This window comes from Halobacillus litoralis (assembly GCF_020524025.1).
Lineage (GTDB): Bacteria > Bacillota > Bacilli > Bacillales > Halobacillaceae > Halobacillus > Halobacillus litoralis_D.
In genome coordinates, this window is sequence record NZ_JAIVKN010000007.1 from 51,054 (window position 1) to 59,393 (window position 8,340).

General features: G+C 42.2%; 7 protein-coding genes and 1 rRNA gene. All 8 read right to left on the reverse strand.

Annotated features, from left to right (window positions below):
- Nucleotides 1–54: 54 nt before the first annotated feature.
- Nucleotides 55–1,128, reverse strand: coding sequence for a DNA integrity scanning diadenylate cyclase DisA (gene disA / locus LC036_RS17880; RefSeq protein ID WP_226585839.1), 1,074 nt, complete (start codon nucleotides 1,126–1,128; stop codon nucleotides 55–57).
- On the reverse strand, nucleotides 1,129–2,508 hold the full coding sequence (gene radA, locus LC036_RS17885; RefSeq protein WP_226585840.1) for a DNA repair protein RadA: 1,380 nt from the start codon (nucleotides 2,506–2,508) through the stop codon (nucleotides 1,129–1,131).
- 161 nt (nucleotides 2,509–2,669) lie between these two features.
- Nucleotides 2,670–5,132, reverse strand: coding sequence for an ATP-dependent protease ATP-binding subunit ClpC (clpC, locus tag LC036_RS17890; RefSeq protein WP_226585842.1), 2,463 nt, complete (start codon nucleotides 5,130–5,132; stop codon nucleotides 2,670–2,672).
- 18 nt (nucleotides 5,133–5,150) lie between these two features.
- Nucleotides 5,151–6,221, reverse strand: coding sequence for a protein arginine kinase (locus LC036_RS17895; protein WP_226585844.1), 1,071 nt, complete (start codon nucleotides 6,219–6,221; stop codon nucleotides 5,151–5,153).
- Nucleotides 6,221–6,769, reverse strand: coding sequence for a UvrB/UvrC motif-containing protein (locus LC036_RS17900; protein ID WP_226585846.1), 549 nt, complete (start codon nucleotides 6,767–6,769; stop codon nucleotides 6,221–6,223). Before LC036_RS17900 ends, LC036_RS17895 begins: the two co-directional genes overlap by 1 nt.
- Nucleotides 6,770–6,789: 20 nt before the next feature.
- Nucleotides 6,790–7,254: a CtsR family transcriptional regulator gene (locus tag LC036_RS17905; RefSeq protein WP_226585848.1), complete on the reverse strand. Its 465-nt coding sequence runs from the start codon at nucleotides 7,252–7,254 to the stop codon at nucleotides 6,790–6,792.
- A 180-nt stretch (nucleotides 7,255–7,434) separates the two neighbouring features.
- On the reverse strand, nucleotides 7,435–8,127 hold the full coding sequence (locus LC036_RS17910; RefSeq protein ID WP_226585850.1) for an MgtC/SapB family protein: 693 nt from the start codon (nucleotides 8,125–8,127) through the stop codon (nucleotides 7,435–7,437).
- A gap of 86 nt (nucleotides 8,128–8,213) precedes the next feature.
- Nucleotides 8,214–8,327, reverse strand: a 5S ribosomal RNA gene (gene rrf / locus LC036_RS17915).
- Between the last annotated feature and the right edge of the window lie 13 nt (nucleotides 8,328–8,340).

The window sequence follows — 8,340 nt, forward strand, 5'->3', positions numbered from 1 at the left end:
GTCAACGAGCAAAACATCTATAATACCATAGTCTTAGTTAATAAGTCAATATTCTTATATGTGACGGTCTACAAACAGTTGTTCTTGTATTCGATCCAGTCCATCTCTTATTTTGGATGCCCGTATTTCACCTACACCATCTACTTCCACCAGTTCTTTTGTAGAAGCCTGAATCAGGTCGTCGAGTGTATTAAACCTTTCAACTAAATGCTCAATGATTAACGGCGGAAGACGCGGGATCCGACTAAGAATTCTATATCCTCTTGGATGAATTGGGTCAGACAGCTTGGTTGCAGGAGAGTAGCCCAGCAGTTTTAACACCTGTTCATCTGAAAGTAGTTCAGTATTTGTGATTTCCTGCATTTTCTTCAGAATATAATAGGGTGTATAATCTGGACGTTTACTGTAGTCCTTCAAAAGCAGTGTAGCTTCTTCTTCAATATTGGATACAAGTTCTGTTAATTGTAACTGGATCAGTCTGCCTTCTGTTCCCAGTTCATTGACATAGTTTAAGATCTCCGTCTTCGTTCTAAGGACCATTTCAATTCTATGAACCACTTGAACTACCTCAGAGAAGGAAACCATATTCTCAAACTCCATCGCTCCGAGGTTTGTCACACTCTGATCAAGTACATTTTTATATTTTTCTAACGTTTGAATCGCCTGATTGGCCTTTGTCAAAATAACTCCGATGTCTTTTAAGGAATAGCGCAAAGATCCCTTATATAACGTAATAACATTTCTACGCTGAGATATGGCGATTACAAGTGCTCCGGTCTGCTTCGCTACCCGCTCTGCTGTTCTGTGCCGCATGCCCGTTTCTGTCGATAAAATATCCGGGTCCGGCATCAACTGAGCGTTTGCGAACAGAATCTTACTGCCCTCATCGTTCAAAATTAAAGCCCCGTCCATTTTGGCCAGTTCATAGAGATGGGCAGGAGTGAAATCCGATTGAATATGAAATCCACCATCTACAAGATCACGCATGCTTTCCCCATAACCAAGTACAATTAAGCCACCGGTCTTCGCCCGCAGTACATTATCAATTCCATCCCGAAGCGGTGTCCCGGGGGCTACTAGTTTAAGGATTTCTCCAATTCCATTTTCCTTCATCTCATGCCATTCCATTTACGCTTCCCCCAATGTGACCTTCATTGCTTCCTGTACTGTACTTACACCAATCACTTCAATTTCAGAGGGTACTGTCCAGCCATCCATGTTCTTTTTAGGGATAATCACCCTTTTGAATCCTAATTTAGCTGCTTCCTGAACTCGTTGTTCAATTCTTGCAACCCTCCGAATCTCTCCTGTCAGGCCGACTTCGCCTACGACAACATCATCCCCATTCGAAGATTGGTTACGGAAACTTGAGGCAATGCTTATCGCTACACCTAAATCTATAGCAGGCTCATCCAGTTTTACACCGCCTGCGACTTTTACGTAGGCATCCTGATTTTGAAGAAGAAGACCCGCTCTTTTCTCAAGTACAGCCATTAGAAGAGGGACACGACTGTTATCCAAGCCAGTTGCCATACGTCTGGGATTTCCATAAGCGGTCGGTGATATTAGAGCCTGTATCTCAACGAGTACGGGTCTTGTACCTTCCATAGAAGCAACGACAATAGAGCCGGCCGCTCCCTGAGATCGCTCCTCCAGAAATATTTCAGAAGGGTTAAGGACTTCTTCTAATCCTTTTTCCTTCATTTCGAAAATACCCATTTCATGTGTGCTGCCGAAACGGTTCTTCACACTTCGCAAAATCCGAAAAGTGTGGTGCCTCTCACCCTCAAAATATAGGACGGCATCTACCATATGCTCAAGTAACCGTGGACCAGCTATTGAACCTTCTTTAGTAACATGCCCCACGATAAAAATAGGAATACCTTTACTTTTAGCAATCCGCATTAATTGGCTTGTACACTCGCGCACTTGCGAAACACTTCCGGGGGCAGACGTCACGTCTTCCTTAAAGATGGTTTGAATAGAGTCAATGACCACAAATTTAGGGTCAATCGCTTCTATTTGGTTAATAACATCCTGTAGGTTCGTTTCTGATAAAACGTACAGTTCATCAGAAGTTATATCCAGTCGTTCCGCACGGAGTTTTGTCTGCCTGGATGACTCCTCTCCAGATATATACAAAACAGGAAAGTCGTCTTTAGCAATTTGCGCTGACACCTGAAGTAATAAAGTTGATTTTCCGATACCCGGATCACCGCCAATCAAAACCAGTGACCCAGCCACAATTCCTCCGCCTAAAACGCGGTTAAATTCAGGCATATCTGTAGGCAGGCGCGGTTCTTTCTCTGATTTTATTTGTGTGATTTTTTCTGGCTTTGTTGTAGCGGATGTGGAACTTGTTTGGAATACATGACGTGAATTAGCTGCTGGTGCGCTCATTTCTTCAACGAGTGTGTTCCATTGATGACACGCCGGGCATTTCCCCATCCATTTCGGCGTCTCATATCCACATTCCTGGCAAACAAACTTTGTTTTTCTTTTTGCCAAGCGAACATCGCTCCTATTCTTAAAATTTTATACGAAAAAGGTTGTGAAAAAGTTTCACAGTCTTAACATTTCTATTAAATCCGTCATGAATAAATGATAGCGGAAGAAGAAAAAAATCGGAAGGCAAACACCTTCCGATTTTCAATAAGATCACATACCCATTAATTTGTTGATGACTCCTGTTGTGTGTGAACAACAAAGTTTTTATTTTCGTCCAAGTCAATCTTAACCTTTTGACCTTTCGCAATGTTTTCTTTTAAGAGCTCTTCGGACAGAAGGTCTTCCACATTCTTTTGAATGGAACGGCGTAGAGGACGCGCTCCATATTCTGGATCAAAGCCGGACTCTGCAATGTGAGTAATAGCTTCATCAGTTAGTGTAAAGTCAATTTCTTGTTCCTGCAGACGTTTCCTTAACTCTTCTGCCATCAATGTTACAATGTCTTTCATGTGTTTTCTCTCAAGAGAGTGGAAGACAATGGTTTCATCGATACGGTTCAAGAATTCAGGACGGAAGGCTTTTTTCAGAGCATCCGTAACTTTAGACTTCATGTCTTTATAATCCTGATCGGCTTCACCCATAGAGAATCCAACATATTTGTTTTGTTTCAGCTCTTGAGCTCCTACGTTTGAAGTCATAATCAACACGGTATTTCGGAAATCAACGACACGCCCTTTTGAATCTGTCAGACGGCCATCTTCAAGTACTTGAAGAAGGATGTTGAATACTTCCGGGTGCGCTTTTTCAATCTCATCCAATAAGACAACGGAATATGGTTTGTTACGCACTTTTTCAGTAAGCTGACCACCTTCATCGTAACCTACATAGCCAGGAGGTGAACCGACAAGGCGGGACGTGCTGTGTTTTTCCATATATTCAGACATGTCGATTCGAATCATGGCATCTTCTTCGCCAAACATGCTTTCAGCTAGAGCACGCGCAAGTTCTGTTTTACCGACTCCTGTAGGTCCTAAGAAAATGAATGAACCAATTGGACGCTTAGGATCTTTCAAACCAGCTCTAGCACGACGAATGGCTTTAGAAATGGACTTGACTGCTTCCTCCTGTCCAATGACGCGATTATGAAGGGTGTCTTCAAGATGAAGAAGACGCTCACTTTCATCTTTTGTCATTTTTGATACAGGTACTCCTGTCCAGGTAGATACAACGGATGCGATATCCTCGACCGTAACCTCGGAATCTTCCTGACCCTGCTTTTCCTTCCACTCGTCTTTCGTTTGTTCCAGTTCATCTCTTAGGCGCTGCTCACTATCCCGTAAAGAAGCTGCTTTTTCAAATTCCTGACTTTGAACAGCTGCATCTTTTTCTTTGCGTACCTCTTCAAGCTTCTGCTCAAGTTCTTTCAAGTTCGGTGGTGCTGTATAAGAACGAAGTCGCACCTTAGATGCCGCTTCATCAATAAGGTCAATCGCTTTGTCCGGAAGGAAGCGGTCGGTAATGTAACGATCAGAGAAACGTACAGCAGAATCAATGGATTCGTCTGTAATCGTCACACGGTGGTGTGCTTCATAACGATCACGCAGCCCCTGCAGAATTTGAACCGATTCATCCAGTGTAGGCTCATCTACTTGAATAGGCTGGAACCTGCGCTCTAACGCTGCATCTTTTTCAATATACTTGCGGTATTCATCTAATGTTGTAGCACCAATACATTGCAGCTCACCGCGGGCAAGTGAAGGTTTTAGAATATTAGAAGCATCGATAGCTCCCTCTGCGCCACCTGCACCAATTAGAGTATGCAGCTCATCAATGAATAAGATAATGTTGCCTGCCTGGCGTATCTCTTCCATCACTTTCTTCAAACGGTCTTCAAATTCTCCGCGGTATTTCGTACCTGCGACAACCGTACCCATATCGAGCGTCATAACACGCTTATCACGCAAGATTTCAGGCACCTCATTATTCATGATTTGCTGGGCAAGACCTTCGGCGATCGCTGTTTTACCAACACCGGGCTCACCCACCAGGACCGGATTGTTTTTCGTACGACGGCTTAAGACTTGAATGACACGCTCAATTTCTTTGCTACGGCCGATAACGGGATCGATATTCCCCTCTTTGGCAATAGCAGTTAGATCACGCGCCAGGGAATCTAGTGTTGGAGTGTTCGCATTGGCTGCCTGGGCTCCTGAGCCGCCGCCTCGGCGATTTTGTCCACCAGTAGATTCATTGTTCCCCAATAACTGCAGGACTTGTTGACGGGCTTTATTTAAGCTGACACCAAGATTGTTCAGAACTCTTGCCGCCACACCTTCGCCTTCACGAATTAATCCCAGCAGGATGTGTTCTGTTCCTACATAGGAGTGACCTAGTTTACGAGCTTCATCCATAGAAAGTTCAATAACTTTTTTAGCACGCGGGGTGTAATGAATAGTCTGGGATACTTTTTCCCCTTTTCCAATCAGCTTTTCTACCTCTTGCTGAATCTTAGTGGATTCAAGACCTAAAGCCGTTAATGCTTTAGCAGCAATTCCTTCGCCTTCGCTAACAAGGCCGAGAAGAATATGCTCTGTACCAATATTATTATGACCTAAACGTACCGCCTCTTCCTGCGCTAGTGCCAACACTTTTTGTGCTCTTTCTGTAAATCGCCCAAACATCATGGACATTCCCTCCTAACATTATTCTTCATTTTCTAATTGAAGTCGTTCTCTGATTAATGAGGCTCTTCTTACATCTCTTTCCTCAGGGGATAAAGTATCTTTTGCATATTGTTGCAGGAACCCGGGTTGTGTTAAGACCATTAGCTCATTAAGAATTGTTCGTGGAATGTCATCAATAAGGCCAAGATCAATGCCCAGCCGAAGATCAGAAAGGCATTTAGCCGCCTCTTTAGACTCTATGATTCGGCTGTTAGTCAAAACACCATAAGATCTAAAAATACGATCTTCCAACTGTAGACTGGACCTATTCATTAAGGCTGCTCTTGCCCGGCGTTCTTGATCAATTAATTGTTTCACAACACTGTGAAGATCCTCTACAATGTCTTCTTCAGATTTACCCAATGTAATCTGATTAGAGATTTGAAAAATGTTTCCTACAGCTTCACTACCCTCTCCATATATCCCCCTGACCACCAACCCCAGCTGATTAATTGCCGGTGTCATACGGTTAATCTGTTGAGTCATGGACAGAGCCGGCAGGTGCATCATTACTGAGGCTCTCATGCCTGTGCCTACATTGGTCGGGCACGCTGTTAGATATCCTCGTTTCTCATCAAACGCATAATCTATCTTTTCTTCAAGCCAATCATCCAGCTGGGTGGCCTGTTCCAGCGCTTGATCTAATTGAAAACCAGGAAAATATAACTGAATACGAACATGGTCCTCTTCATTAATCATGATCGAAACCTGCTCATTTTGAGAAATAAGTGTCGCTGATTTCTCCGATTTCTCAGCCAAATGAGGGCTGATTAAGTGTTTCTCTACAAGTACTCGTTTTTCAACCGGCTGCAAATCTTTCATTTGGATCAGTTCGAAGTTTTTATAGTCACGAAATGAGGTTTCTTTAAAACCGTCTTTGAAAAACTCCAATACTTTCTCCAATGTTTCTTCGGAAGCAATGATAGGAAATGGATATTGAGAGAAATTACGAGCTAGTCGAATGCGGCTGCTCATAACAATGTCACTATCAGGGCCTTCCTGCTTCATCCACGGGCTGATCGCTTCATTCATAAATTGCTGTAATGACATTACTCTTCACCACCCTCACCTTGATGAAGCTTACTCTCCAGGGATCTTACCCTATCTCTAACTTTCGCTGCTTCTTCGAATTCTTCCTGCTCAATTAATTGTCGAAGATTAGTTTTATATTGTTCTATTTCTTTCTTTAGATGAAGATTTCCACCTTCTCTTTTAGGAATCTTTCCGTCATGGAGGGTATTCCCACTGTGGACTCTTCGTAAAATTGGATTTAAGCGTTCATCAAAAGTGTTATAACATTCTGCACATCCAAACTTTCCTATATGAGCAAATTCATCATAGGTCAGTCCGCAATTCGGACATTTTAAGGTTTCTTTCCTTTTGTAAGAATGAGCGGTTTGTCCGCCAAGAGGAGAAGGACTTTCTGAATGAAATAAACCAGAAAGTAAATCGTTTAACGTAAAGTTCTCTTCCCCATAGTTCATGTACCCTTTTTCCTTTGCACACTGGTCACAAACATGAATTTCCGTTTTTTTACCGTTTACCACCTGAGTCAAATGCACCGTCGCTGTTCGCTGGTGACACTCCTGGCATTCCATCTCAATCTCTCCTTTCCCACTCAGCATTTATATTGAAGGGTAAATAACATTGCTGTCATAATTCGAGCTCGTACTTCATCACGAATTGGCAGGGGAAAAGCTAAGACATCGCGGTCTATCACACTTTCCATCAGTTTACCTTCCCGCAAAGTAATAATTTCATAATCCACCAGCCGAGCTAAAACATCGACCGCCTTATTTTGGGATACCCGCGGATGGATAAGCCCCATTACCTCTTCAATCATCTCTGAATCTTTGCGATGTTGAACACGGCTGATACGGATATATCCACCGCCTCCGCGTTTACTTTCTACTATATATCCTTTTTCCACGGTAAAACGTGTCTTAATCACATAATTAATTTGAGAAGGCACACATTGAAATTTTTCTGCTAGTTCACTTCGCTTTATTTCAATGGACTCTGGATAATTTTCATCGAGTATCTTTAACAGATACTCTTCTATAATGTCAGATATATTCCGCATTGTCCCTCCCCCTTCTTCTGACTTTGACTATCTTTGACTTTAATTTTATTATACTCATTTTTAATTGTCACGCAACTAAATTGTTTATGTCTTGCTACATCTTCTATGTTTCCCCTTTTCAACATGAAATAAAACAAAAAAACTACGCAGTTTCAACTGCGCAGGGGGGTGGGAAAGTGCTTAAAAACTGTGGCCGCAATCATCGACACCATCAATTTGTGTTAATTGTTCCAACAGTGTAGACCTTTCAAAGGTTTGATGCTTTTCTAATTCTACTACTACGCGCTTTTGTTCCGCGTCTAAGGTCGTGACATCCAGTTTTCGTATATTTAGATTCATTTGTTCAAATAAAGATAGAATTTTATTTATCTCCACATCTTTTCGAACAGTAATATGAAAGATGTTTTTTCTATTTCCATTAAATTTCTCTTTTTCAATTTTATTTAGGAATACGAGGCTCATTAACACAAGGACCGTAGTAACTGTAGCCATATCATACATGCCTGCACCTACCACTAAACCGATACCAGCTACTGTCCAAATAGAAGCCGCTGTAGTTAACCCTCTAATTGTCATCCCATTGACTATAATCGTACCCGCACCAAGAAAACCGATTCCACTAATGACATAGGAGGGAATTCTGGCAGGATCAAACCGGACATGCTCATATTTATCGATATACTCCTCAAATCCATATAAGGAAAGCAGCATCATTAAACATGCACCGACACCTACTAAAATATGTGTTCGAAAACCTGCCGAATGATTTTTGACTTCTCTTTCAAACCCAATTAAACCGGAAAGAATCAAGGCAAAAAAGAGGCGAAATACAAACAATAGTATTTCTTCGTGAAAGAAGTAGGACCACTCCATAGTTGACCTCCTCCCCTTATGTATATGCTGGAATAATTGAATATAGAAAAAACCAGAAGATTTTTCTTCTGGTTTTCTATCAAATGACGTGGCAGCGTCCTACTCTCACGGGGGTAAACCCGACTACCATCGGCGCTGAAGAGCTTAACTGCTGTGTTCGGCATGGGAACAGGTGTGACCTCTTCGCCTTCACCACCACATCAATATAAAGTT